Genomic DNA, 26,694 nt, shown 5'->3' with positions numbered 1-26,694 from the left:
TGCCCGGCCAGCCCCTGCATGGGCTGGCCGGGCGTCATGCCTTCAGCGGTACGCCTGGAAGACCTTGGCGCCACCCTGCTTGTCCACGAGCAGGACGTCGTGCGGGGTCTTGCGGCCGCCGTATTCGGGGCCGTCCATGCCGGGCGAGCCCAGGGGCATGCCGGGGGCGGCCAGGCCGGCCGCATCGGGTTTTTCGAGCAGCAGGCGGCGCACGTCGCTGGCGGGCACGTGGCCTTCGATGGCGTAGCCGTCGACCACGGCGGTGTGGCAGGAGCCATAGTCGGCCATGCCGGCGTTGCGGCGTACGGGGCCGGTGTCCTGGACGTCGTGGGTCGTGACTTCAAAGCCGTTGTCGCGCATGTGCTTGACCCAGTCTTCGCAGCAGCCGCAAGTGGGGGTCTTCCAGACCTGGACCTTGGGCGCCGGTTGCGCCAGCGCAAAGGCCGGGGCGTAAAGCGGCAGGCACAGGACGGCGGCCAGGACCAGGCGACGGGTGGGGGCGAGCGTTTTTTTCATGGGGCTCCGTTGACGGGCAAGGGGTCAGAACCAGAAGCGCACGCCGGCCAGCACGGCGGCCTGCGAGCGGCTTTGGCCGGCGTCGGACGCGTAGTCCGCGGTGCGGCCGAATTTACGTTCAAAGGATACGCCAACGTAGGGGGCGAATTCCCGCGTGACCTCGTAGCGCAGGCGCAGTGACAGCGAGCCCTTGGACAGGCCCGAGCCGATGCCGCGTTCGGGATCGTTGCGGCCGTAGGCGCTGGCTTCGAGTTCGGGCGTGAAGATCAGGCGCTGGGTCAGCAGCAGGTCGTATTCGGCTTTCATGGCCAGCGCGGTGCGACCGGACGGGCCGGCGTAGGCAGTGGTTTCCAGCTCGATGTTGTAGGGCAGCACGCCTTCGATGCCGACGGCGGCCCAGTTGCGCTTGGGGCCGGTGCCGACGTCGCGCCGGGCGCCCAGCTGAAGGTCCCAGAAGGGCGAGATGGCGTGGCTCCAGAAGGCTTCGACCTTGGCGTCCGAGCCGCCGCCGCGTTCGCGCTCGCCTTCGCTCTTGATCACCAGGCGGTTGGTGGCGGTGCCGAACCAGAAGCGGCCATCCCATTCCAGCGCATCCTGGCCGTCGCGATTGCGCGACCCGCCGAACTTGTCGAACAGCAGGTGCCAGGTGGCTGCGTTGTCCATCATGTGCGGATGGATGCCGTAGCTGTCGTAGCCGCGTGGCGCCGCGCCGTCGCTGGACGGCAGGCTGCCGATGGGCGGCGAGTCGTCGGGGGCGGCGAGGTTCATGCCGGGCATCGATGCATGGTCCATGCCGGCATGATCCGGCATGGATTGGGCGCGCGTCGGGTGGGCCGCCAGGCCGGCGAGCAGGATAGCGGCGAACGCGGCACGGCGGATGAAGGGAAGGCGGTCGGGCATGGTCGGATGTCTCATCGCTTACTCCACCACCACGGCCCTGAACATGCCGGCTTCCATGTGGTAAAGCAGGTGGCAGTGGTAGGCCCAATGGCCGCGGGCGTCGGCACTGACGCGGTAGGACAGGCGCTGCGCGGGGTTGAGCGACAGGGTGTGCTTGCGCACCTGGAAGGCGCCGTCGGGCGATTCCAGGTCGCTCCACAGGCCGTGCAGGTGGATGGGGTGGGTCATCATGGTGTCGTTGACCAGCACGAAGCGCACGCGCTCGCCGTAGCGCAGCAGGATGGGCTTGGCGTCCGAGAACTTCACGCCGTTGAACGACCACATGTAGCGTTCCATGTTGCCGGTCAGGTGCAGCTCGATCTCGCGGGTGGGCGGACGGTTGTCGGCGGGTTCGCGCACCGAGCGCAGGTCGGCGTAGGTCAGCACGCGGCGGCCGTTGTCGCGCAGGCCGATGCCGGGGTCGTCCAGCCGGGTGGACACCACGTCGGGCAGCATGGAATTGCCGGGGCCGCGTTCGGCGGGGTAGGGGTGCTTGACCTCGACCATGCCGCCCTGATCGGCGCCGGCCCCGTGGCTGCTGCCGTGCGCCATGCCGGCCATGGCGCCGCTGTCCGCGGGCGTGGCGCCATGACCCATCGCGGCATGATCCATGCCCGCCATGTCCTGCCCGGGCGACATGTCGTGCTTCATGCCCATGTCCATCATGCCCAGCAACTGCACCCGGTCCACTTCGGGCACGGCGGCCTGCATGCCGGGGCGCGGCGCGAGTGTGGCGCGGGCATAGCCGGACCGGTCCATGGCTTGCGAGAAGATCGTGTACCCGCGATCGTCGACGGGCTCGACGATCACGTCGTAGGTCTCGGCCACCGCAATGCGCAGTTCCTCGACCTCCACCGGCCGCACGTCCTGGCCGTCGGCGGCCACCACCGTCATCTTCAGTCCGGGAATGCGGACGTCGAAATAGGTCATGGCCGAACCGTTGATCAGGCGCAGCCGTACCCGCTCGCCGGGCGTGAACAGCCCCGTCCAGTTGCCGGCCGGCGTGGCGCCGTTGGTCAGGTAGGTGTAGGTGGCGCCCGACACGTCGGCCAGGTCCGACGGGTTCATGCGCATCTGTTCCCACATCAAGCGCTCGGACAGCGCGGCGCGCCAGCCCTTGTCCTGCGCCTCGCGAGCCAGGCTTTCGACGCTGGGCTGGTTGCGGTTGTAGTAGTCGGGCATGGCGCGCAGCTTGTCGAAGACGCGCATGGGATCTTCGTCGGTCCAGTCGGACAGCAGCACGGTGTAGTCACGGTCCGAGGCGATCGGGTCGCGCCGCCTGGGGTCGATGACGATGGCGCCGTACAGGCCGGTCTGCTCCTGGAAGCCCGAATGGCTGTGATACCAGTAAGTGCCGCTCTGGCGCACGTCGAAGCGGTAGGTGAACGTCTGGCCTGGATCGATGCCGGCAAAGCTCAGGCCCGGCACGCCGTCCATGTCCGTGGGCAACAGGATGCCGTGCCAGTGGATCGACGTCTGCTCGCGCAGTCGGTTGGTGACGTGCAGCGTGACCGTGTCGCCTTCGCGCCAGCGCAGCAGCGGCGCGGGCACCTGGCCGTTGACGGTGGTGGCGATGCGGGCGGCGCCGGTGTAGTTGACCGGGGTTTCGCCGATTTCCAGGTGGAATTCGGTGCCGCGCAGCTCGGTGGGGCCGGCCGGCGTGGCGGCCTGGGCCGCGCGCCAGCCGCCCAGCGCGGCCAGCGCGCCGCCGGCGGCCAGGCCCTGCACGAAGCGGCGGCGGGAAAGGGGGCGGGAACTCATGGCGGATCCGGGTGGGCGCTACTGCACCGACACCGCGCCCTTCATGCCGGCGGCGTAGTGGCCGGGTTCCAGGCAGCCGAAGGACACGCTGCCGGCGCGGTCGAACTTCCAGACGATCTGGCCGCTCTTGCCTGCATCCAGCGACACAGCGTTGGCCTCTTCGTGGCGCATGCCGGGGTCCTGCATCATCATGGCGTAGTGCGCCTGCAGGTCGGCATCGCTGCCCAGCACCATTTCGTGGCGGATCTTGCCCGAGTTGCGCACATTGAAGCGTACGGTCTCGCCAGCCTTCACCTGCACCTGGGCAGGCGTGAAGCGCATGGCGTCGGTCATGTCGATGTCGATGGTGCGGGTGACGCGGGCGGCGTCGCCGGGCACGCCGATGGGCGCGGATGCCATCGGCATGGCGTGGCCGGCGTGTTCGCCGTGGGCGCCCGCCGCGAATGCCGAACCGGTGCCGAACAGGGCGGCCAGGGCCGCGGCCAGGGTGATGCGGTGCAAAGTGCCTTTCATGCTGTTCCCTTCAAAGGGGTTGACCATGCAGGCACTTTAGGAAAACCGGGGTGACCCGGTTCTGTCGCGCAGATTACTTCTTTGTAATGTTGGGTCCGCCAGGGGCCGGCCCGCGCAGGGTGATGCCGACCACCGTGCCGCCGGGGCCGGAGGCCGCATCGACCTCGCCGCCATGCATGCGGGCGATGGCGCGCACGATGGCCAGCCCCAGCCCGTGGCCCTCGCTGCGCGGCGCGCGGGCCTGGCCCGAGCGGAAGAAGCGGTCGAAGATGCGGGGCAGGTCGGCGGCGGGGATGGGGTCGCCGGGGTTGCGGACTTCGACCCGGGCGCCTTGCGGCTGCGGCTGGCAGGCCAGCACGATTTCACCGCCCCGGGGCGTGGCCTTGATGGCGTTCGAGATCAGGTTGGCCAGCGCGCGGCGCACCAGCCCGGCGTTGGCGGCGACGATGGCGTCGCCCTCGCAGCGCAGGGCCACGCCGCGCTCTTCCAGCGCGGCCTCGTAGTAGTCGGCCACCCGCCGCGCTTCGGCGGCCAGCGATACCGGCACCGGGTCGGCCGCCTGTTCGCCGCGGTCGGCGCGGGCCAGGAACAGCATGTCGTTGACCAGCGTCTTCAGGTCTTCCAGCGTTTCCAGGTTGGATTCCAGGGCCTCGCGCAGTTCGTCGGCGTCGCGGCCGCTGGACAGCGTCACCTGGGTGCCATTGATCAGCGTGGCCAGCGGCGTGCGCAGCTCGTGGGCGACGTCGGCGTTGAAACCTTCCATCTGCTGGTAGGCGGCCTGCAGCCGTTCCAGCGTGCGGTTGAACGACAGCACCAGTTCATGCAGTTCACGGTCGGTGTCGCGCAGCGGCAGGCGCAGGGCCAGGTTGTCGGGCTGGATGCGAGCGGCCTGTTCCGACAGCCGGCGCGTGGGCGCCATGCTGCGGCGCACGGCCCAGGCCGCCAGCACCACCGTAGCGCCCACCCACAGCGCGCAGATCAGCGCCAGGGCGGTGCCGTAGGCGTACAGGAACTGCGAGCTGGTGCGGGTGCTGACCGCCACCGTCAGGTGCGCCCCGGGCAGGATGCGGTCGTCGACGGCCACGCGCAGGCCGCGCATGCGGCTGCCGTCGGCCTGTTGCAGCAGCACCTGCCGGCCGGGCAGCGTGTCCAGCGTTTCGGGGGCGTCGCCGCCATAGACGGGGCGACCCTGGGCATCGACGATCCAGATGCCCAGCTGGCTCTGGCCGGTGCGCATGTCATCGAAGGTGGCGGCCAGGTCATGCAGGCCGCGCGCGCTGTTCTGCATGTCGATCAGGTGATTGATCAGCTCCAGCTTGCCGCTGACCTCGGTGATCTCCTGGCGTTCGACCTCGCGCTTGAGCGCCCAGAACAGCGTGGCGCCCGCCAGGCTGGATACCAGCAGGGCGATGGCGCCCAGCAGCAGGGTCAGGCGCGCCTGCATCGAGCGCATGCGCGGCGGTTTCATGGGCGCGCGGTCGCCGGGCGCGATTCGAGCACGTAACCCATGCCGCGCACTGTGTGCAGCAGCTTGGTCTCGAAGGGGTCATCCAGCTTGCTGCGCAGGCGCCGCACGGCCACGTCGATGACGTTGGTGTCGCTGTCGAAGTTCATGTCCCACACCTGTTCGGCCAGGGTGGTGCGCGACAGCACCTGGCCCTGGCGGCGCAGCAGCAGGGCCAGCAGGTTGAATTCCTTGGCGGTCAGGTCCAGCCGCTGGCCGCCGCGCGCGGCCTTGCGGCGCGCCAGGTCCAGTTCCAGGTCGGCCAGGCGGAACACGGTGGGTTCCTGCGAGCGGCCGCGGCGCAGCAGCGCCTGCACGCGCGCCAGCAGCTCGGAAAAGGCGAAGGGCTTGACCAGGTAGTCGTCGGCGCCGCCTTCCAGCCCGCGCACGCGGTCTTCGATGGCATCGCGCGCCGTCAGCATCAGGATGGGGGTGTCCTTGCGGGCCCGCACCGATGCCAGGATGCCGAAGCCGTCCACGCCCGGCAGCATCACGTCCAGCACGATCAGGTCGTGGTTGCCTTCCAGCGCCAGGTGCAGGCCGTTGACGCCGTCGCGCGCCAGGTCGACCACGTGACTTTGCTCCGACAGGCCCTTTTTCAGGTAGTCGGCGAGTTTGGGTTCGTCTTCGATGACCAGGATGCGCATGGCCGGAAATTTACCACCCGCGCCGCCGGTGCGGCGCGGAGGATGGGCGGGCGGCGTTCAGGCCGGCAGCGCGACGGCGATGCGGTCGGGCGGAAAGCGCAGCGTGAACAGGCTGCCCTTGCCCGGCTCGCTGCTGATGAGCAGCTCGGCGTCATGGCGCATGGCGATGTGCTTGGTGATGGCCAGCCCCAGGCCGGTGCCGCCGACGGCGCGCGAGCGGCCGCGGTCGACCCGGTAGAAGCGTTCGGTCAGGCGCGGAATGTGGCGGGCGGGAATGCCGATGCCGGTGTCCTGCACGCTGTAGCGGCCGCCGCCATCGGCGTCGCGTTCCCAGCGCACGGTGATGGTGCCGCCGTCGGGCGTGTAGCGCACGGCGTTGGTCAGCAGATTCGACAGGGCCGAGGTCAGCTCGGTTTCGGCGCCCAGCACGTCCAGCGTGTCGTCGATGTGCCATTGCAGCACGTGGCGCCCGCCGGACAGGGCCTCGATCTGCTGGCGCGCCTTTTGCAGCAGCGCGCCCATGTTGACCGCGCGCGGATCGCTGCCCGGCGACGATTCCAGGGTCGACAGCGTCAGCAGGTCTTCGACGATGGCCTGCATGCGCTGGGCCTGCTCGTGCATCATGTCGATGTACTGCGCGCGTTGTTCGGGCGGCAGGGCATCGGCCGGCATGTCGCGCAGCGTTTCCAGAAAGCCGGCCAGCACCGTCAGCGGCGTGCGCAGCTCGTGCGAGACGTTGGCCACGAAGTCGCGGCGCGTGGTTTCCAGGCGCTCGATCTGGGTGACGTCGCGCGTAATCAACAGGCGCTGGTTGCTGGCGTAGGCGGTCAGCTGCATCATCATCAGCCGTTCCTGGCCGTTCTGGCCCAGGCGTACCAAAATCGGATCCGGCCAGGATGCGCGGTGCGCGTATTCGACGAATTCCGGCGCGCGCAGCAGGTTCAGCAGGTTGTGGCCGCGATCGGCCGGCAGGCGCAGCCCCAGGTGCTGGCGCGCCATGCGGTTGCACCAGTCGATCTGGAAGTCTTCATTCAGTGTCACCGCGCCATCCGGCAGGGCCTGGGCGGCCGCCAGCATGCCTTGCATGGTGTCGCGGGTTTCGGTCAGCTCGCGGGCGCGGGCCCGGGTGTAGCGGTAGAGCGGGGCGAGGATGTCGTCCCAGGGGCCCACCGAGGCGGGGGGAGAGGTGTCCGGGTGATTGGCCCAATGGGAAACCAGGTGCAGGCGCCAGCTGCGCCAGAGCAGCATGGCGGCCAGCGCGGCGGAAAACACGATCCAGCCCGCCGGGTCTCCAATGAGCCATTGCGCCAATAGTGCCAACGCCGCCCACAGGGCGACCAGGAAGAGGGTACGCAGCCAGATCATCGTGCGGAAGTTTTACCGCGCCGGGACCTGTGCCGTAAACCGGTAGCCGCTGCCGCGCACCGTTTCCACATGGGCGTCGTGACCGCTGGGTTCCAGCGCCTTGCGCAGGCGGCGGATGTGCACGTCCACCGTGCGCTCTTCGACGAAGACGTGGTCGCCCCAGACCTGGTCCAGCAGCTGAGAGCGCGAGAACACGCGTTCCGGGTGGGTCATGAAGAAGTGCAGCAGGCGGAATTCGGTGGGGCCGATCTGCAGGGACTGGCTGTTGCCCGACAGGCGGTGCGTCACCGGGTCGAGCTTGAGGCCGCCGACGTCGATCACGTCGTCGGTCAGCTGCGGCGCGCGGCGGCGCAGCACGGCCTTGATGCGGGCCATCAGCTCTTTGGGCGAGAAAGGCTTGGTGATGTAGTCATCGGCGCCGGCTTCCAGGCCATCCACCTTGTCCTGCTCGGACCCCTTGGCGGTCAGCATGATGACGGGGACGGCGCGGGTGCGTTCATCGTTGCGCAGCTTGCGCGCCATGGCCAGGCCGGACGTGCCGGGCAGCATCCAGTCCAGCAGGATCAGGTCGGGCAGTTCGGCGCGGATGAGGGTCTGGGCCTGGTCGGCGTCGAAGGCGCGCAGCACCTTGTGCCCCGCGAAGGACAGGTTGACGGCGATCAGTTCCTGGATTGCGGGTTCGTCTTCGACGACGAGGATAGTGCTGGACATGGCGAATTGGGTACGCTTCTGAGCGCCGGCGCGGCGCGAACATTGCGATAGTATGGCCGCAATATTTCAGGTATGTGACCGCGGGTTGCGCCAGGGGGCCGGCGGGCGGCCTTGGGCAGGCCCCGATAGGCTACCATTGGACGATATATCGGGAATTCACCATGCAAAACCCCTCCGAATCGCAACATTCCGCGGATTCCGCCTCGCAATCGACTCATTTCGGCTTCCAATCGGTGCCGGAAGCCGAAAAAGCCCGCAAGGTCGCCGAAGTCTTCCATTCCGTGGCCCAGCGCTACGACATCATGAACGATTTCATGTCGGCCGGCCTGCACCGCGTCTGGAAGGCCTTCACCATCGGCCGCGCCGCCGTGCGCCCCGGCATGAAGGTCCTGGACATCGCCGGCGGCACGGGCGACCTGGCAAAGGCTTTCGCCAAGCGCGCCGGCCCCACCGGCGAGGTCTGGCTGACCGACATCAACGATTCCATGCTGCGCGTGGGCCGCGACCGCCTGGCCGACGCCGGCCTGCTGGTGCCCACGGCCGTCTGCGACGCCGAGCGCCTGCCGTTCCCGTCGGGCTACTTCGACCGCGTCAGCGTGGCCTTCGGCCTGCGCAACATGACCCACAAAGACCGCGCCCTGGCCGAAATGACCCGGGTGCTCAAGCCGGGCGGCAAGCTGCTGGTGCTGGAATTCTCGCGGGTGGCCAAGCCCCTGGCGCCCGCCTACGACTGGTATTCCTTCAATGTGCTGCCCTGGCTGGGCAAGAAGGTCGCCAAGGACGAGGCCAGCTATCGTTACCTGGCCGAATCCATCCGCATGCACCCCGACCAGGACACCCTGGCGGACATGCTGCGCTCCGCCGGTCTCGAGCGGGTGCAGTACTTCAACCTGACGGCCGGCATCGCGGCCCTGCACGAGGGTGTGCGGCTGGGCTGAGCGCCCCGGGTTCCGACGGCATTTCTTTGCCCCACGGGGAACTTGTGGGGCGACGTCTTGTCCGTTATTCTTACGTCATTCAGATTACTGTAAGAAAGTCGCGCTGAGGGCTGCACGATATCCGTGCAGCTTCCTGTTGCTCGGGGCAGCAGGGGCGCGAGTACGAGGGAGCAAAAATCCATGACCAAATTCTGTTTCTCGCGGTTTGTCGCCGCGGCGCTCATCGCCATCTCCGGCGCGGCGCTGGTGACGGCGTCGTTTGACGCCGAAGCCCGCCGTGCGGGCGGCGGCAGCAGCGTCGGCCGCCAATCCTCCAACGTGACCCAGCAGCGCCAGGCCACCACGCCGCCGTCGGCGGCCAGCAACACGGCCGGCGCCACCGCCGCCCCGGCTGCCGCCGGGGCGGCCACGGCTGGCGCCGCGGGCGCTGCCGCCAAGAGCGGCGCGTCGCGTTGGCTCGGCCCCATCGCCGGCATCGCCGCCGGCCTGGGCATCGCGGCCCTGCTGTCGCACATGGGCCTGTCCGGCGCCTTCGCCGAATTCCTGTCGTCGGCGCTCCTGATTGCCGTGGCCGTGTTCGCCATCATGTTCATCATCCGCCGCCTGCGTGGCGCGGCCCCGCGTCCGGCAACCCAAAGTGCCTTCGGCGGTGCCAACAACGCCCCGGGTCAACCGCAACAGCCTGCGTGGCGCGAAATGCTCAAGCCGGCCGCGCCGGCCGCAGCGCCCGTCGCCGCCGCCGTGGCGGCCCCGGTGGCCGATCTGCCCAAGCCGGGCGAAGACGGCAACTGGTTCGTCCCTGGCGACTTCGATACGCCTGCTTTCCTGAAGCAAGCCAAGGAACAGTTCGTGCGCATCCAGGCCGTCTGGGACAGCGGCAGCACCGACCGCCTGCGCGACTACCTGACCGACGACCTGATCACCGAGCTCAAGCCGCAACTGGCCGAGCGCGGCGCGGCGCCGAACAAGACCGAAGTCGTGCTGCTCAATGCCGAGCTGCTGGGCATTGAAACGGTGTCCGACGGCCACCTGGCCAGCGTCCGCTTCTCGGGCATGCTGCGCGAGGCGCCCGGCGCCGAGGCCTTCCGCTTCGAAGAAGTCTGGAATCTGTTCAAGCCCGCCAACGGCGGCTGGCTGTTGGCCGGCATCCAGCAGATTCCGGTGGAATTCGCCAGCTAAGCAGGCCGGCGGCATTCGCCAGACATCGCGGGCGTCCCTTGGGGGCGCCTGTCACAACCGGCCCGCCAGGGCCGGTTTTTCCATCTGCGTCGTGCACGTCCCCCATGCGTTCGCGCAAGCGGCGCCTTGTCTCCCCGGAACAACCCCCATCTAACCCGTTACACTCCCGATTTACCCATCAACTTCGTCACCCCGCCTGCGGGGCTGCGGACCGTCATGTTGCCTTTCTCGTTTCTGCCCACTCCCTCGCGGCTGGCTGTGAACGCGCTCAACGCCCTGTTGAAGCGCGAAGACTGGGCGCGCGAACGCCTGGCTCGCCATGCCGGCAAGACCGTGCGCTTCGCACTGGGCGGATTCACGCTGGGCCTGACCCTCGATAGCGAAGGCCTGGCCGCCCAGGCCGACCCGGCCGTGGTGCCCGACGTGACGCTGACCGTCGCGCCCGAGAAGCTGCCGCTGCCGCGCCTGGGCGCGGGCGGTGAAACCCCTGATTTCGCCGAGGCCACGCATATCTCCGGCGACGCCGCGCTGGCCCAGGTGGTGGCGGACCTGTCCAAGCAACTGCGCTGGGACCCCGAAGACAGCCTGGCCCGCGTGGTGGGCGACATCCCGGCGCTGCGCATCGCCGGCGGGCTGCGTGCTGCCGCTGGCGGCGCCCGCAAGGCCAGCCAGCGCCTGGCCGAGAATGTGTCCGAATACCTGGCCGAAGAAAGCGGCATGCTGCTGGGCCGCCCGGCGCTGGAGCAATGGCGCCTGGACCTGGCCGAGCTGAATGCCCGCGCCGACGCGGTGGCCCGTTCGGCCGCCGCCCTGCAAACCCGCCTGGCCACGGCCGGCGCGAAGCGGGGCGCCTGAGCCATGTTCCCGTTGCTGCGCCTCTTACGCATCATCCTGGTTTCGCTGCGCTATGGCCTGGACGAACTGGTGCTGTCCAGCCTGAACCATCCGCTGGCCACCTGCCTGTTGCGCGTCATCCGCCTGGGCACCCGTCCGCGCCAGCCGCGCGGCCAGCGCCTGCGCATGGCGCTGGAATCGCTGGGCCCGATCTTCGTCAAGTTCGGCCAGGTGCTGTCCACCCGCCGCGACCTGATTCCCGCCGACATCGCCAACGAGCTGGCGCTGCTGCAAGACCGCGTGCCGCCTTTCCCGTCGGCGCAGGCCGCGGCCTGCATCGAGGCCGCGCTGGGCGCGCCGCCCGAAAAGCTGTTCGCGCAGTTCCAGGTCGACCCGGTGGCGTCGGCCTCGATCGCGCAGGTGCACTTCGCGGTGCTGCACGACGGCCGCGAAGTCGCGGTCAAGGTGCTGCGCCCGGGCATGCTCAACATCATCGAGAAAGACCTGTCGCTGCTCAAGATCGTGGCGCGCATCATCGAGCGCCTGGGCGCCGATGGCCGCCGGCTCAAGCCGCGCGAGGTCGTGGCCGAGTTCGACAAGTACCTGCACGACGAGCTCGACCTGGTGCGCGAGGCCTCCAATTGCAGCCAGCTGCGTCGCAATTTCGGCCCCGAATCGGGCCGTGGCGACATGCTGATGGTGCCCGAGGTCATCTGGGAATACACCGCGTCCACCGTGTTCACCATGCAGCGCATGTACGGCGTGCCGGTAGGCCAGGTCGAACGCATGCGCGAGCTGGGCATCGACATTCCCACGCTGGCCCGCACCGGCGTCGAGATCTTCTTCACCCAGGTGTTCACCGACGGCTTCTTCCATGCCGACATGCACCCGGGCAACATCTACGTGTCCGACCGCCCCGAAACGCTGGGCAGCTACATCGCGCTGGACTTCGGCATCGTCGGTTCGCTGTCCGAATTCGACAAGAACTACCTGGCGCAGAATTTCCTGGCCTTCTTCCACCGCGACTACCGCCGCGTGGCGCAACTGCACATCGAGTCGGGCTGGGTGCCACCGGACACGCGCGAAGAAGAACTGGAAGGCGCCGTGCGCGCCGTCTGCGAACCGTATTTCGATCGGCCTTTGTCCGAGATTTCGCTGGGCCAGGTGCTGCTGCGCCTGTTCCAGACCTCGCGCCGCTTCAACGTCGAGATCCAGCCCCAATTGGTGCTGCTGCAGAAGACGCTGTTGAACGTCGAAGGCCTGGGCCGCCAGCTGGACCCCAACCTGGACCTCTGGAAGACCGCCAAGCCCTATCTCGAACGCTGGATGCGCCAGCGCGTCGGCATCAAGGGCCTGCGGCAAAGCCTGGAAAAAGAAGCCGCGCAGTGGTCGCAGATGCTGCCGGCCCTGCCCAGGCTGGTGCATGACCACCTGAACCGCCCGAATCTGTCGCCGGCCTTGCTGGCCGAAATGGTGCAGTTGCGGCGGGCCCAGGAGCAGAGCAACCGGCTCGTCGCGGCGCTGGTTGGGGTGCTTGCCTTGGCGATCGGGGTCGCCTTATGGGCATTGACGCGATAGGCGGCGCGATGGTGTAGTGCGATCCCCTGTCATGTTTCATTCATGAAACAGTCATCATAGCTTCGCGGGAGACGGCGAAAAATAGCGCTGCGGCGGCCAATGCAGCGTCACGCCAGCAAGCGCGTGCGCCATTCATTAATTTCTATAGCCCCACTAGCGGGACGAAAACAAGGGCAGAACATGCTTTATCCTGAACTCTTCAAGACCATGGAAGCGGTGCGCTGGAACATGGCGCACGATATTCCCTGGGGCGATTTTGATCGCAGCAAGCTCTCTGACGAGCAGGCCCAGACGATCAAGATGAACGCCATCACCGAGTGGGCGGCGCTGCCGGCCACCGAAATGTTCCTGCGCGACAATCGCGGCGACAGCGATTTCTGCGCGTTCATGTCGGTGTGGTTCTTCGAAGAGCAAAAGCATTCCCTGGTGCTGATCGAATACCTGCGCCGTTTCTGCCCTGACCTGGTGCCCACCGAAGAAGAGCTGCACAACGTGCGCTTCGAATTCGACGTGGCCCCCGAACTTGAAACGCTGATGCTGCACTTCTGCGGCGAAGTGCGCCTGAACCACTGGTACCGCCGCGCCGCCGAATGGCACACCGAACCGGTCATCAAGGCCATCTACAAGACCGTGGCCCAGGACGAAGCCCGCCATGCCGGCGCGTACCTGCAATACATGCGCCGTGCGCTGCACGACCGCGGCCAGGACACCAGCGTCCAGGCCCGCCTGGCGTTCTCCAAGATCGGCGTGCTGATGGCCTCGGCCGGCCGCACGCAGCAGGCGCTGCACCCGACCAACCTGCACGTCAACAAAGACCTGTTCCCCAATGACACGGTGCAGTCGCGCCTGCCCGAGCCGGGCTGGCTGGAACACTGGCTGGACACGCAGATCCGTTTTGACGGCGTCTGGGAACAGAAAGTCGCCACGCGCATCCTGCACATCCTGTCCAAGCTCATGGATCGCAGCTTCGAGTCCGTCAAGGACCTGAACCGCTACCGCAAGGAAATGACCGCGCTGGTGATGCCCAAGGACAAGGAAATCATCCTGGCCGGCGCCTGAGTACAATCGCGCCATGCCTGCCGCCCGTTTCGAATCCAAAGTCCTGTCCCGTGACGACTGCGTCGCCGCGGTCGCTGCCGGCCGCCTGCCGCGGCCGCTGGTGTTCACCAATGGTGTCTTCGACATCCTGCACCGGGGCCACGCCACCTATCTCGACCAGGCCGCCCAACTGGGCGCCACGCTGGTCGTGGCGGTCAACACCGACGAATCGGTGCGCCGCCTGGGCAAGGGCGAAGAACGCCCGCTCAACCGCATGGAAGACCGCGCCGCGCTGCTGGCGGCGCTGGGATTCGTCACGGTGGTCACCTCGTTTCACGAAGACACCCCCGAAGCCCTGATCGGGCAGCTCAAGCCCGACCTGATCGTCAAGGGGGGCGACTACGACATGGAAAAACTGCCCGAAACCGCCCTGGTGAAATCCTGGGGCGGCCGGGCGGTGGCCATTCCGTTCGAGTTCGAACGGTCCACCACGGCGCTGGTCAAGAAGATCCAGGGCGCGTAGCCGCAAGCCGGACTGCGCCCATGGACAAGGCGGCCTGCGGGCCGCCTTGTTGCATTCGGGGAGCAAATTCGGGGGGGCGATTCAGCGCGGTTCGCGCAGCAGCCGGTTGATCGCGTCCAGATCCGTTTCGGCCAGGATGCCGCTGGTGGCCTTCAGGCGCAGCCCCGACAGCACGGTGCTGTAGCGGGCCAGCGCCAGGTCGCGCTGGGTGGCGTAGAGCTGCTGCTGGGCGTTGAGCACGTCCAGGTTGATGCGCACGCCCACCTCGTAGCCGGTACGGTTGGCCTCGACGGCGGCGCGGCTGGATTTTTCGCCGGCTTCCAGGGCCTGGATGCGGGCGAGGCCGCTGGTCACGCCGGTGTAGTACTGGCGAGCGGCTTGCACGGCCTGGCGGCGCGCGGCCTCGAAGTCATAGCGGGCCTTTTGTTCGAGCTGCACCTTTTCGGTGACCTGCGACGATACGCCGCCGCCTGAATACAGCGGAATCGACAGCACCACGCCGATGCTGCTGTCGATGGGCTTGCCCGGCGCGCCGTTGCGCATCACGGCGTCGCTGGCGCTGCCGCTGGTGGCGCGCAGATTCAGGGTGGGGTAGTGGCCGCTCTTGGCGATCTGGATTTCGCGCCCGGCGATGCGGGTCAGCAGCTGCGCGCGCAGCACGTCCAGGCTGGAGGCCTCGGCCTGGGTGCTCCAGTCGGCCACGCGGGCGGGCTGCGGGGCGGGCAATTGCACACCGTACGGCAGTTCGGCCAGGGCGCCGGGCGGGGTGCCGATGATCTTGGCGAGTTCGTCGCGGCGCACGTCCAGGTCGTTCTGCAGCCGCAGTTCCTGGGCCACCACCAGGTCGTAGCGCGCCTGCGCTTCGTAGGTGTCGGTGATGGTGGCGTTGCCCAGCTCGAAGTTGCGCTTGGCCGATTCCAGCTGGCCGGCCACGGCGGCCTTTTCGGCCTCGGTGGCGGTCAGGGTGTCCTGCGCGTACAGCACGTTGAAATAAGCGTCGGCCACGCGCAGCAGCAGGTCTTGATAGGCCTGCTGCAACTGCACTTCGACGTCGGCGACGATCAGCCTGGACTGCTCGAAATTCTGCCAACGGCCCCAGTCGAACAGGGGCTGGGTGAGGGCCAGATCCCAGACACCGCGGCCGCCGCTATAGGCGACACCGCCGCGGGTGCTGCGGGTCTGCTGGTAGGCGCCGCCGGCGCCGGCCGAGACTTCGGGCAGCAGCAGGGCTCGCGCCTGGGGTTCTTTTTCCAGGCCGGCACGGTAGTTGGCGCGCGCCGCAGCATAGATGGGGTCGTTGCCGAGCGCGGCCTGCCATACCTGCATCAGGTTCTGTGCAGACGCGGGCGACGGACCGACGCTTGCGGCGGAGGTAAAAACCAGTAAAGCCGTAAGCAGTCGGACGCGCATGATCTGTCAGGAGGAGGGGGGTGCTCCAGGTGACCCGGGGCCCGTTTGCCGGCCGGCGCACGCGGGTCGGAAGGGCGGGGCCGGCAGGGCCCCACCCCGGAGGGACTCAGAACTTGAACTGCGATACCGTGGCGCCGCGCAGGGGCTTGATGACCGTTTCGAACAGATTCACGGTTTCAAAGCTGGCGGCGGTGGTGCGGGTGATGCGACAGGCGGTCATGACGGGGGCCTGGCCCACGACGACGACCAGGCGGCCGCCCACGCGCAGCTGGTACTTCAGCGCGTCGGGTACGACCGGCACCGAGCCGGTGACCAGGATAGCGTCGTATTCGGTGGAGCCCCAGCCGTTGCGGCCGTCGCCGGTTTCGACCTTGACGTTGGTGACGTTGTTCATCTGCAGGTTCTGCTGCGCGAACGTGACCAGGCGGCTGTCGATCTCGACCGAGGTGACCTGTTGGGCCAGGTAGCCCAGGAGGGCGGCCTGGTAGCCCGAGCCCGTGCCGATTTCCAGCACGCAGTCGGACTTGCTCAGTTGCAGTTCCTGCGCCAGGCGGGCTTCGACCTTGGGGGCGAGCATGGTCTGGCGGGTGTTGACCGCATTGATTTCCAGCGGCAGTTCCAGGTCGGAAAACGCCAGGGCGCGCAGGGCGGGCGGCACGAATTGTTCGCGGCGCACGTCAAACAGCGCTTGCAGCACGTTGGCGTCCAGGACGTCCCACGGGCGGATCTGCTGTTCCACCATGTTGAAGCGGGCTTGTTCTACGTCGGGCAGGGTCGAAGCGTTCATGACGGTCAGAAAAAACAGAGGAATCAACTGACCATTGTACCGATTCGTAGCGTCCTGTGACGCGACGGGGCGCGACGGAGACGTTACAGGCCGGACCGACCGTTCAGGCTTGCCGGTCGGCCCACCGGCCAGGCCCGCACGGGGCCTGCCGGATGTAACCGCCCTCGGGCGGATGTGGCCATTGGCCGCACCCGGCGCCCGGGAATCACCACCAGCCGTGGAAGTGGTGCACGGGGCCGTGGCCCGAGCCGACCGACAGGCGCTCGGCGTGGCGGATGGCTTCGGTCAGGTAGGCCTTGGCGCGGCGGGCGGCTTCGGGCACGTCTTCGACCTGGGGCAGCAGGGCGGCCAGGGCGGCCGACAGGGTGCAGCCGGTGCCGTGGGTATTGGCGGTGTCGATGCGGTGGCCGGGCAGCTCGATCATGCGGTCGCCGTCGTGCAGCAGGTCGATGGTTTCGCTGCCGGGCAGGTGGCCGCCCTTGACCAGCACCCAGCGCTGGCCGGAATGGGCCAGCTTGTTGCGCAGGCGCTCGGCCACGCGGCGCATTTCCTTGACCGTTTCGACGGGCCGCTCTTCGAGCAGCACGCCGGCTTCGGGCAGGTTGGGCGTGAGCAGGGTGGTCTGGGGCAGCATGGCTTCGCGCATGGCGCCGACGGCCTCGCGTTCGAGCAGCAGGTCGCCGCTCTTGGCGACCATGACCGGGTCCAGCACCACATGGACGGGTGCCCATTTGGCCAGCTTTTCGGCCACCACCTGGATCACCGGTTTCTGGCCCAGCATGCCGATCTTGACCGCGTCGATGCGCACGTCGGCGAACAGGGTGTCGATCTGCAGGCCGACGAAGTCGGGCGGCACGGGCGAAATGCCGGTGACGCCCTGGGTGTTCTGGGCGGTCAGGGCGGCAATGATGGCGCAGCCATAGGCGCCCAGGGCGCTCATGGCCTTGACGTCGGCCAGGACGCCGGCGCCACCCGAGGGGTCGACGCCGGCGATGGTCAGCGCGTTGGGAATGCGGCGCTCGCCGGCGGCCGATTGGCGGCTGCTCATTTGGCGGCGCCGGGGGCGGCGGTGATCAGGCCTTCGGTAGGCGAGCTGGGCGCGCCGCTGTACAGCTTTTTCGGCATGCGGCCGGCCAGGAAGGCCTCGCGGCCGGACTCCACGCCCTTTTTCATCGCGCTGGCCATCAGCACCGGGTCGCGCGCGGCGGCGATGGCGGTGTTCATCAGCACGGCGTCGCAGCCCAGTTCCATGGCGATGGCGGCGTCGGACGCGGTGCCCACGCCGGCATCCACCACCACCGGCACACGGGCCTGGTCGATGATCAGGCGCAGGTTCCAGGGGTTCAGGATGCCCATGCCCGAGCCGATCAGCGAGGCCAACGGCATGACGGCCACGGCGCCCAGGTCTTCCAGCATGCGGCACTGGATGGGATCGTCGGTGCAATAGACCATGACCTTGAAGCCTTCGTCGACCAGGGTCTTGGTGGCCTTGAGCGTTTCGGGCATGTTCGGGAACAGGGTGTGCGAGTCGCCCAGCACTTCCAGCTTGACCAGGTCATGGCCGTCGAGCAGCTCGCGCGCCAGGCGCAGCGTGCGCACGGCGTCGTCGGCCGTGTAGCAGCCGGCGGTGTTGGGCAGCAGCGTGAATTTGGACGGCGGCACGTAGTCGAGCAGGTTGGGCTCGCCGGCATTCTGGCCGATGTTGGTGCGGCGGATGGCGACCGTGACGATTTCGGTGCCGCTGGCGTCCAGCGCCGCGCGGGTCTGTTCGAAGTCCTTGTACTTGCCGGTGCCGACGAGCAGGCGCGACGAGTAGGCGCGGCCGGCGATGCTGAGAGTGTCTTGAGTGGTCATGGCGGTGTTTCAAAGGGCGGGCGCGCGCTGCGGGACCCGCGGGGGCTGGCTGATGATCAGGCGGATCAACGGGTCGATCACGGCGGGTTGATCACGGTTACGCGAATCATAAAGCACCGGGGGCGGGCGCCGTTCCAGAAACCGCGCTTCCTGCATGGCTTGCAAGGCGGACGGTTGCCGGCGGCTGGCTGAAATCGCGCCGGACCTGGCCGGCAGGACGCCCCTGCCTACGGCGTGCGCACCCGCTCCAGGTCGGCGCACAACTGCTCGGCCGCATCGACCAGGCGCGGGCCCGGGCGGTAGAGCGCGTCGGCGTCGATGCCGTAGACGTGGCCGGCCTGCGCGGCGGGCAGCCCCATGGCGCGCCAGGCGGCCAGGTTGCGGGCGGTGTCGGCGGGCGTGGACACGCCGGCCAGCACGGCGTCGGGGCGCGCGGCCAGCACGTTTTCCAGGCCTACCTGCGGCGCCACCACGGGCGCCTGGGCGAACACATTGACGCCGCCGCACAGGCGCAGGGCGTCGCTGACGATGCTGGCGTGGTTCAGGGTGTAGATCGGGTCCAGCCCGGCCTGCACGAACACGCGCACGGGGGGGCGGGACGCATAGCGCGCGGCCAGGGCGTCGAGCCGGTCGCGCAGGGCCCGGGCGGCCGGACCGGCGGTGGCTTCGGTGCCGAACAGGACGCCGAAGCGTTCGATGGCGTCGGGGATGGCGGCCAGCGTCTGCGGATCGCTGTAATAGACCGGCACGCCCAGCTTGTCCATGACGGGCACCAGCGGGGCGGCGGCCGACGGCTGCCAGGCGATCACCAGGTCGGGCCGCACGGACGCCACGCGTTCGGGGTCGGGCTGGGTGCCGTCGCCGATGACGGGCAATTGGCGGGCGGCGGGCGGATAGTCGCTGCCGCGGATGGTGGCAATCAGGTAAGGGCCGGCGCCCGCGGCGTAGACCAGCTCGGTGGCATGCGGCGCCAGGGTGATGGCGCGGCGGGCCGGGGCGGCCAGGTCGATGCTGCGGCCGCGGTCGTCCTGCGCGTGGATCGCGGGGGGATCCGCGGCGCTGCCCGCAGCCGGCCTGAAGGCCAGTAACGGCCCCAGGAGGGCAAGGGCAAGCGCGCGCGGGAGCTTCATGCCCGGCAGCTCAGTAGCGCACCGTCAGCGAGGCGTAGAAGTTGCGGCCAGGCGCGGGGTACAGGTTGTAGTTGGCAACCGGGCCCAGCATTTCGAACGACGCGTTGCCGCCGCGGATGCCGTAGGTGGCGTACTTGCGGTCCAGCAGGTTGTTCACGCCCAGCGCGCCTTCGATGTTGCGGGTGAACTTGTAGGCCACCTTGGTATTGAAGAGCACGTAGGCGTCCAGCTCCGTGTCGAACTGGTTGGCCTGGTCGTTGTCCATGCGCGACTTGCCCACGTATTGCGCCGACACGTTCCACAGGAAGGCGTCGGTGGGGCGCCAGGTCACGCCGGCGTTGGCCAGCCACTTGGGCGCCAGCGGCACGGTCTTGCCCGACAGGTCCACGCCGGCGTAGGTGCCCGAACGGAATTGCGCTTGCATCCAGGTCACGTTGGCGTCCAGCGTGATGCTGCTGGTCAGGGCGTGGTGGCCTTCCAGCTCGACGCCTTGGCGGCGGGTCGGGTCCAGATTGGTGTTGGCGCCGGTGCCCGGGCCCCACATGCCGTCGGCCAGCGGGTTGTACTGGATTTCGTTGGTCAGGTCATAGCGGAACCACGACAGGCGGGCGCTGCTCTTGTCCGAGGCCCAGGTCACGCCCAGTTCCTTGTCGGTGGACGTCTGCGGGGCCAGCGGCGACTGCACCGACAGCGCTTCGTCGGCGTTGGGCAGGCGGAAGCTGCGGCCGACCTTGCCGTACAGGCCGAAGCCGGCGGCCAGGTCCTGGCGCACGCCCAGTTGCCAGGCGGTCAGGTGACGGCCCTTGTCCGATTCCTCGCCCGAGCCGGAAATCACTTCCAGTTTGTCCGACGCGTACTGGCGGCGCACGCCCATGGTGACGTAGGTGCTGTCGGTGGCGCGGATCTGGCCTTCGGCGAACAGGCCGTACTGGTGCTGGCGCGACTGCCACTTGGACGGTTCGAAGTCGTAGTAGGCGTTCTGGTCGGCGGTGGTCTTGGCTTCCTGCGCATCGGCGCCGAACACCAGGCTGTGGCCGCCGTTGATCGGCAGGCGGTAGCGCAGGCTGGCCAGGTTTTCCTGCAGCTTCTGGTCGCGCAGCGTGTCGCCGAAACCGTCGTACGACAGGCCGTTCAGCTTCTTCTCGCGGGTCGAGGCGTCGGCGTACAGGGTGCCCACGCCGATCTGCTGCTCGACCTGCAGGCCGAAGGTGTTGGTGGTCGTCTTGACGTAATCGACCTTGTTCTTGGAACCGCGCGGGTCGCTCTCGAACTGGTTTTCACCCGTGGTCGGGTTGATCAGGCGCGGGCCCGGCAGGTCCAGCTTCTGCGTGGTGGTGTTGCCGTACAGGCGGATCGAGCCGTTGTCGTGGCGGAACGTGATGCCACCGCCGCCGCCGTCGCGGGTTTCGCCGCTGTGGTCGCGATAGCCGTCGCTGCGCAGCGACTGCAGGTAGGCGTCCACGCCGACCTTCTGGTTGTTCATGGCCACGGCGGCGTCGTACTGGCGCAGGCCGTAGCTGCCGAAGGTGGCGGTGGCGCGGGCGGTCACCGGTTCCTTCGAGAAGTCCTTGCGGGTGATGATGTTGATCACGCCGCCGGTCGTGCCGCCGCCGTATTGCACCGAACCGCTGCCACGCACGATTTCCACGCGCTCGACCTGGTCCAGCGGCACCACGCCCAGGCTGGGGGCCGACAGGTCGTTGGTGTTCTGCTTGACGCCGTCGATCATGATCAGCGTGTTGCTGGCGCCGGTGATGCCGAAGCCGCGCAGGTCGACGATGGCGTTGTCGCTGGCGCTGCTGGTGTTGATCAGGTGGATGCCGGCCTGGGTCGACAGCAGGTCCTGCATGGTGCGCGCGCTGCTGGCGGCGATGTCCTCGGCCGTGATGACCGAGATGGACACCGGCAGCGTGCGGCCGTCGGTCGGCACGCGCTGGGCGGTGACGGTGATGGCGTCGAGTTCGGCGGGGGAGGCGGGGGCAGAGGCTTGCTGGGCTGCCGACAGGGCGGGAGCGGAACAGAGCAGGGCACCGGCGTAGCGCCGGATGGAGCGGGATTTCATCTACATAACCTCGATGCGACCCGCGACCCCGCAGGTCAATCACGATGGGGAGGCTGTCCATGCCGGCAGCGGCCCGGCAACGGGCGCCGGGGCGGACATCCTGGCGATCGAACTGGCCGGTATCGGGCTGCCATGGGCGCATTGCGCACATGGGGACCGTTGCGGGGGCAGCACAGGCTGGATGCCGGCCGGGCCTGCCTTGTGGGCGGCGAGGGGCCAGCGTCTTCCTGTTTCCCGTTTACCTTTCGCACGCGGCCGGGCAAGTGTTGCGTTCTTGCCCGCCCTGTTGCGCCGAAAGCACCGGTTCGGGGCCGAAACTGTATCACCGCGGGGCGCAATCGCGCCCATTTTGTTACGATCAGGACTTGTTTTTTCGGCGTTTATCGCTTTTTAGCGACAATTGCGCAGCCTCTGGCGCCGCCGCCCAACCCCATCCGGACCTGAACGTGTCGTATCCCCGCCTGCCTTATCCGCCCGAAAGCTATACCCGCGGCGGCGACTTCGCCCGCCTGCTCGGCCAGCGCATCCTGATCCTGGATGGGGCCATGGGCACGATGATCCAGCGCTACAAGCTGGGGGAAGCCGATTTCCGCGGCCAGCGCTTCGCCGACCACGGCAAGGACCTGAAGGGCGATAACGAGCTGCTGTCGCTGGTGCGCCCCGACGTGATTTCGGAGATCCACCGCCAGTACCTGGAAGCCGGCGCCGACGTCATCGAAACCAATACCTTCGGCGCCACGTCGATTGCGCAGGGCGACTACGACCTGCCGGAACTGGCCTATGAACTGAATCGGGTGTCGGCCCAGCTGGCGCGCGAGGCCTGTGACCAATACAGCACGCCCGACAAGCCGCGCTTCGTGGCCGGCGCGCTGGGCCCGCAGCCCAAGACCGCCTCGATCTCGCCCGACGTGAACGACCCGGGCGCGCGCAACGTCACCTTCGACGAATTGCGGGTCGCCTATATAGAACAGCTGAACGGCCTCTTGGACGGTGGCATCGACATCGTCCTGATCGAAACCATTTTCGACACGCTCAACGCCAAGGCGGCCATTTTCGCCACCGAGGAAGTGTTCGAGGAACGCGGCATCCGCCTGCCGGTCATGATTTCGGGCACGGTGACCGACGCGTCCGGCCGGATCCTGTCGGGCCAGACCGTCGAGGCCTTCTGGAACTCGGTGCGCCATGCCCGCCCGGTGACCATCGGCCTGAACTGTGCGCTGGGCGCGGCCCTGATGCGCCCCTACGTGGCCGAGCTGTCCAAGATCTGCGACACCTACGTCTGCGTGTACCCCAACGCCGGCCTGCCCAATCCGATGGCCGAGACCGGCTTTGACGAAACGCCGGCCGACACGTCGGCGCTGCTGGAAGAATTTGCCCGCGCCGGGCTGGTGAACATGTCGGGCGGCTGCTGTGGCACCACCCCGGACCACATCCGCGCCATTGCCGAGAAGGTCACGGCGCTGACGCCGCGCGTCGTGCCCGACATTCCGGTCAAGACCCGCCTGTCGGGCCTGGAGCCGCTCAACATCGACGAAGACACGCTGTACGTCAACGTCGGCGAGCGCACCAACGTGACGGGCAGCAAGATGTTCGCGCGCCTGATCCGCGAAGAAAAATACGACGAGGCGCTGGCCGTGGCCCGCCAGCAGGTCGAGAACGGCGCGCAGATCATCGACATCAACATGGACGAGGCCATGCTGGATTCGGTGGCCTGCATGCACCGCTTCCTGAACCTGATCGCTTCCGAACCCGACATCGCCCGGGTGCCGGTGATGATCGACAGCTCGAAATGGGAAGTTATCGAGACCGGCCTGAAGTGCGTGCAGGGCAAGCCGGTGGTGAACTCGATTTCCATGAAGGAGGGGCTGGAACCCTTCCGCCACCACGCCCGCCTGTGCCGCCGCTACGGCGCCGCGGTGGTGGTGATGGCGTTCGACGAACTCGGCCAGGCCGACACGCTGGAGCGCCGCAAGGAAATCTGCGGCCGCGCCTACAAGATCCTGGTCGAGGAAGAAGGCTTCCCGCCGGAAGACATCATCTTCGATCCCAACGTGTTCGCGGTCGCCACCGGCATCGACGAGCACAACCACTACGCCGTGGACTTCATCGAAGGCACGCGCTGGATCCGCGAGAACCTGCCCCACGCCCGCATTTCGGGCGGGGTGTCCAACGTCAGCTTCTCGTTCCGCGGCAACGAGCCGATGCGCGAAGCCATCCACACCGTGTTCCTGTACTACGCGGTCAAGGAAGGCATGACGATGGGCATCGTCAACGCGGGCCAGCTGGGCGTGTACGCCGACCTGGACCCGACGCTGCGCGACCTGGTCGAAGACGTGGTGCTGGACCGCGCCGTGCCGGTCGGCAAGACCGACCCGGCCGACGAACGCACCCCGACAGAACGCCTGGTGCAGTTCGCCGACACGGTGAAGGGCTCGGGCGCCAAGAAGGAAGAAGACCTGGCCTGGCGCAATGCCGAGGTCGAGGCGCGCCTGTCGCACGCGCTGGTGCACGGCATCACCGCCTTCATCGTCGAAGACACCGAAGAAGTGCGCCAGAAGATCGCCGCACGCGGCGGCCGCCCGATCGAAGTGATCGAAGGCCCGCTGATGGACGGCATGAACGTGGTGGGCGACCTGTTCGGCGAAGGCAAGATGTTCCTGCCGCAGGTGGTGAAATCGGCGCGCGTCATGAAGCAGGCCGTGGCCCACCTGATTCCGTTCATCGAAGAGGAAAAGCGCCAGATCGCGGCCGCCGGCGGCGACGTGCGCGCCAAGGGCAAGATCGTCATCGCCACGGTCAAGGGCGACGTGCACGACATCGGCAAGAACATCGTGTCGGTGGTCCTGCAATGCAATAACTTCGAAGTCGTGAACATGGGCGTGATGGTGCCCTGCGCCCAGATCCTGGAAAAGGCCAAGGAAGAGAATGCCGACATCGTCGGCCTGTCCGGCCTGATCACGCCCAGCCTCGAGGAAATGGCCTACGTCGCCTCGGAAATGCAGCGCGACGAGTACTTCCGCAGCCGCAAGGTGCCGCTGATGATCGGCGGCGCCACCACCAGCCGCGTGCACACTGCCGTGAAGATCGCGCCGAACTACGAAGGTCCGGTGATCTACGTGCCGGACGCCAGCCGTTCGGTCGGCGTGGCCACCAACCTGATGTCGGACCAGGCGGACGCCTACCTGGCCGAACTGGCCGAGGAATACGAGGACGTGCGCCGCCGCCACGCCAACCGCAAGGCCACGCCGATCCTGCCGCTGGCCGAGGCGCGCGCCTCGCGGCCGCAGATCGACTGGGACGCCTACACGCCGCCGCGGCCCAAGTTCATCGGCCGCCGTGCCTTCAAGAGCTACGACCTGGCTGAAATATCCAAGTACGTGGACTGGGGCCCGTTCTTCCAGACCTGGAGCCTGTTCGGGCCGTTCCCGGCGATTCTGGACGACAAGGTCGTGGGCGAGCAGGCCCGCAAGGTCTACGCCGACGGCCAGGCCATGATGAAGCGCATCGTCGAAGGCCGCTGGCTGACCGCCAACGGCGTGGTCGGCTTCTACCCGGCCAACAGCGTCAACGATGAAGACATCGAGGTCTACAAGGACGAAACCCGCAGCGAAGTGCTGTTCACCTACCGCAACCTGCGCCAGCAGGGCGCCAAGCGCGAAGGCGTCAGCAACAAGTCGCTGTCGGACTTCATTGCGCCCAAGTCCAGCGGCAAGCTGGACTACATCGGCATGTTCGCGGTCACGGCCGGCCTGGGCATCGAAAAGAAGGAAGCCGAATTCGAGAAGGCGCTGGACGACTATTCCAGCATCATGCTCAAGTCGCTGGCCGACCGCCTGGCCGAAGCCTTCGCCGAATGCCTGCACGCTCGCGTGCGCCAGGACCTGTGGGGCTATGCGGCCGACGAGGCGCTGTCCAACGAAGACATGATCGCCGAGAAATACGTGGGCATCCGCCCGGCGCCCGGCTACCCGGCCTGCCCGGAACACGTCATCAAGACCGACATGTTCCGCGTGCTGGACGGCGCCGACATCGGCATGATGCTGACCGACAGCTACGCCATGTTCCCGGCGTCCAGCGTATCGGGCTTTTACTTCAGCCACCCGCAGTCGCAGTATTTCAACGTCGGCATCATCGGCGAAGACCAGTTGCAGGACTACGCCGCCCGCAGCGGCCGCAGCCTGGAAGACCTCAAGCGCACCCTGGCGCCGAACCTGGGCTGATCCCGCCCCAGGCCGCAGTCCCCAAGCGCCGCCCCGGCTCGTCCGGCGCGGCGCTTTGTTTTGTCCCCGATGGTTCACCACCCTGATAGTGGTAAACCATGATGTGCCAAATTGGTAAACCAAATAATATTTGGTCCAACCAATTTTAACTGCCATGACACTACAACTGATCCCCAAGCCCGAGGAACCCGCCGCCAGGCCCGTGGCCGACCGTGCCTACCTGCGGCTGGCCGCGCAGATCCAGGCGCTGGTCGCCCAGGGAGAATTCGCGGTGGGCAAGCGCCTGCCGGCCGAGCGCGCGCTGGCCGAACGCTTCGATGTCAGCCGCACCTCGCTGCGCGAGGCCATCATCGCGCTGGAACTGCAGGGCGTGGTGGAAGTGCGCGGCGGCTCGGGCATCTATGTCTGCGAACCGCCCGCCGGCGTGGCCCGCCTGCCGGCCACGCAAGAGCCGGGCGCCGGGCCGTTCGAACTGCTGCGCGCCCGCTGCCTGATCGAATCCGAAATCGCCGCGCTGGCGGCCACCACCCGCAACGACGCCGACCTGGACCGCATCTTCGAAGCGCTGACGACCATGCGCGAACAGATGATGAACAAGGCGGCCAACGAGGCCGCCGACCGGGCCTTTCACCTGTACATCGCGCAGTCCACGGGCAACAGCGTGCTGCTGGGCACGGTGTCGGCGATGTGGGACCAGGCCCAGGGACCCATCTGGGAAAAGATCGAACAGCATTTCCACACCCAGGAATTGCGCCAGGCCTCGCAGGAAGACCATCAGCGCATCTTCAGCGCGTTGGTGGCCCGCGATGCGGACGGCGCGCGCCTGGCCATGCGCGGCCATCTGGAACGCGTCATCGGCGAATTCGCGCAAGGGTGGCGCTAACGCGGCAACGGCAGGCGGCCCCCGGCTGAGCGCGGAAGATACCGCGCCCCGGAACCGGGCTGATTCGAATCAGGAGACAAGCAATGCAGCAAACGAACAAGGGGAGCCGCACCGCGACAGGTGGGGCGGCCATCCGTGGGGCGGCCATCCGTGGGGCGGCGCGTCGCGTGCGGGCCCTTCGCACGGCGGCCAGCGCGCTGTCGGCAGGCCCGCTGGCCCTCCCCCCCCCGGCCCCGCCCGGCGCGGTCCCGCCGGGCGCCCCCCTGGGGCCGAGGCCCCGCGCCCCGGTCACACCCGAGAGG

The 26,694-nt window shown here is 68.0% G+C and carries 22 protein-coding genes; 8 read left to right on the top strand and 14 right to left on the bottom strand.

What is annotated here, in order from left to right:
* Positions 1–42: 42 nt before the first annotated feature.
* The 8 genes from AC6LJ2_RS26100 to phoB form a co-directional block, all read right to left on the bottom strand.
* On the bottom strand, positions 43–516 hold the full coding sequence (locus AC6LJ2_RS26100; RefSeq protein ID WP_263915227.1) for a DUF411 domain-containing protein: 474 nt from the start codon (positions 514–516) through the stop codon (positions 43–45).
* Between the two features lie 24 nt (positions 517–540).
* Positions 541–1,416: a copper resistance protein B gene (locus tag AC6LJ2_RS26095; RefSeq protein ID WP_445658064.1), complete on the bottom strand. Its 876-nt coding sequence runs from the start codon at positions 1,414–1,416 to the stop codon at positions 541–543.
* 18 nt (positions 1,417–1,434) lie between these two features.
* Positions 1,435–3,216, bottom strand: a complete 1,782-nt coding sequence (locus AC6LJ2_RS26090) for a copper resistance system multicopper oxidase (protein WP_498152479.1) — start codon at positions 3,214–3,216, stop codon at positions 1,435–1,437.
* Between the two features lie 18 nt (positions 3,217–3,234).
* Positions 3,235–3,729, bottom strand: coding sequence for a cupredoxin domain-containing protein (locus AC6LJ2_RS26085; RefSeq protein ID WP_498152478.1), 495 nt, complete (start codon positions 3,727–3,729; stop codon positions 3,235–3,237).
* Positions 3,730–3,802: 73 nt separating this feature from the next.
* A complete protein-coding gene (locus tag AC6LJ2_RS26080; protein WP_445658067.1) occupies positions 3,803–5,197 on the bottom strand; it encodes a heavy metal sensor histidine kinase in 1,395 nt (464 codons plus the stop codon).
* Positions 5,194–5,880: a heavy metal response regulator transcription factor gene (locus tag AC6LJ2_RS26075; protein WP_263915223.1), complete on the bottom strand. Its 687-nt coding sequence runs from the start codon at positions 5,878–5,880 to the stop codon at positions 5,194–5,196. The genes AC6LJ2_RS26080 and AC6LJ2_RS26075 overlap by 4 nt, the downstream gene beginning before the upstream one ends.
* A 57-nt stretch (positions 5,881–5,937) precedes the next feature.
* Positions 5,938–7,245 (bottom strand): phosphate regulon sensor histidine kinase PhoR, encoded by a 1,308-nt coding sequence (phoR, locus tag AC6LJ2_RS26070; protein WP_263915222.1) that lies wholly within the window; start codon positions 7,243–7,245, stop codon positions 5,938–5,940.
* Positions 7,246–7,257: 12 nt separating this feature from the next.
* Positions 7,258–7,956 (bottom strand): phosphate regulon transcriptional regulator PhoB, encoded by a 699-nt coding sequence (phoB, locus tag AC6LJ2_RS26065; protein ID WP_006386862.1) that lies wholly within the window; start codon positions 7,954–7,956, stop codon positions 7,258–7,260.
* Between the two features lie 161 nt (positions 7,957–8,117).
* On the opposite strand from phoB, the gene ubiE reads away from it, so the two are divergent.
* From ubiE to rfaE2, 6 genes are all read left to right on the top strand, one after another.
* Positions 8,118–8,894 carry a bifunctional demethylmenaquinone methyltransferase/2-methoxy-6-polyprenyl-1,4-benzoquinol methylase UbiE gene (gene ubiE, locus AC6LJ2_RS26060; RefSeq protein ID WP_263915221.1) on the top strand — a complete coding sequence of 259 codons (777 nt, stop codon included), beginning with the start codon at positions 8,118–8,120 and terminating at the stop codon, positions 8,892–8,894.
* A gap of 180 nt (positions 8,895–9,074) precedes the next feature.
* Positions 9,075–10,073, top strand: coding sequence for a Tim44 domain-containing protein (locus AC6LJ2_RS26055; protein ID WP_445658068.1), 999 nt, complete (start codon positions 9,075–9,077; stop codon positions 10,071–10,073).
* Positions 10,074–10,289: 216 nt separating this feature from the next.
* Complete coding sequence (locus tag AC6LJ2_RS26050; RefSeq protein ID WP_263915219.1) at positions 10,290–10,928, top strand: ubiquinone biosynthesis accessory factor UbiJ; 639 nt, start codon at positions 10,290–10,292, stop codon at positions 10,926–10,928.
* 3 nt (positions 10,929–10,931) lie between these two features.
* Positions 10,932–12,485, top strand: coding sequence for a ubiquinone biosynthesis regulatory protein kinase UbiB (gene ubiB / locus AC6LJ2_RS26045; protein ID WP_263915218.1), 1,554 nt, complete (start codon positions 10,932–10,934; stop codon positions 12,483–12,485).
* A 180-nt stretch (positions 12,486–12,665) separates the two neighbouring features.
* Positions 12,666–13,544: a ferritin-like domain-containing protein gene (locus AC6LJ2_RS26040; RefSeq protein WP_263915217.1), complete on the top strand. Its 879-nt coding sequence runs from the start codon at positions 12,666–12,668 to the stop codon at positions 13,542–13,544.
* A gap of 13 nt (positions 13,545–13,557) precedes the next feature.
* Positions 13,558–14,046 carry a D-glycero-beta-D-manno-heptose 1-phosphate adenylyltransferase gene (gene rfaE2, locus AC6LJ2_RS26035; RefSeq protein WP_025135571.1) on the top strand — a complete coding sequence of 163 codons (489 nt, stop codon included), beginning with the start codon at positions 13,558–13,560 and terminating at the stop codon, positions 14,044–14,046.
* Positions 14,047–14,127: 81 nt separating this feature from the next.
* On the opposite strand, the gene AC6LJ2_RS26030 is transcribed toward rfaE2, so the two are convergent.
* From AC6LJ2_RS26030 to AC6LJ2_RS26005, 6 genes are all read right to left on the bottom strand, one after another.
* Complete coding sequence (locus AC6LJ2_RS26030; RefSeq protein WP_263915216.1) at positions 14,128–15,456, bottom strand: TolC family outer membrane protein; 1,329 nt, start codon at positions 15,454–15,456, stop codon at positions 14,128–14,130.
* A gap of 106 nt (positions 15,457–15,562) precedes the next feature.
* Positions 15,563–16,243 carry a protein-L-isoaspartate O-methyltransferase family protein gene (locus AC6LJ2_RS26025; RefSeq protein ID WP_006386870.1) on the bottom strand — a complete coding sequence of 227 codons (681 nt, stop codon included), beginning with the start codon at positions 16,241–16,243 and terminating at the stop codon, positions 15,563–15,565.
* Positions 16,244–16,448: 205 nt separating this feature from the next.
* On the bottom strand, positions 16,449–17,291 hold the full coding sequence (gene thiD, locus AC6LJ2_RS26020; RefSeq protein ID WP_263915215.1) for a bifunctional hydroxymethylpyrimidine kinase/phosphomethylpyrimidine kinase: 843 nt from the start codon (positions 17,289–17,291) through the stop codon (positions 16,449–16,451).
* Entirely contained in the window at positions 17,288–18,097 is an 810-nt protein-coding gene (locus AC6LJ2_RS26015) for a thiazole synthase (protein WP_263915214.1), read from the bottom strand. The genes thiD and AC6LJ2_RS26015 overlap by 4 nt, the downstream gene beginning before the upstream one ends.
* A 227-nt stretch (positions 18,098–18,324) precedes the next feature.
* Entirely contained in the window at positions 18,325–19,227 is a 903-nt protein-coding gene (locus AC6LJ2_RS26010) for a cobalamin-binding protein (protein WP_445658070.1), read from the bottom strand.
* A gap of 10 nt (positions 19,228–19,237) precedes the next feature.
* Positions 19,238–21,289: a TonB-dependent receptor gene (locus AC6LJ2_RS26005; RefSeq protein ID WP_498152477.1), complete on the bottom strand. Its 2,052-nt coding sequence runs from the start codon at positions 21,287–21,289 to the stop codon at positions 19,238–19,240.
* 446 nt (positions 21,290–21,735) lie between these two features.
* Between AC6LJ2_RS26005 and metH the strand changes: the two genes are divergently transcribed.
* Positions 21,736–25,509, top strand: coding sequence for a methionine synthase (metH, locus tag AC6LJ2_RS26000; protein ID WP_498152476.1), 3,774 nt, complete (start codon positions 21,736–21,738; stop codon positions 25,507–25,509).
* Between the two features lie 154 nt (positions 25,510–25,663).
* Positions 25,664–26,392, top strand: coding sequence for a FadR/GntR family transcriptional regulator (locus AC6LJ2_RS25995; RefSeq protein ID WP_263915211.1), 729 nt, complete (start codon positions 25,664–25,666; stop codon positions 26,390–26,392).
* Positions 26,393–26,694 lie beyond the last annotated feature (302 nt).

It is taken from the genome of Achromobacter sp. 1014246743 (assembly GCF_059760725.1).
The sequence above is the reverse complement of the archived record's forward strand: the minus strand, read 5'-3'. Positions and strand labels throughout refer to the sequence as shown.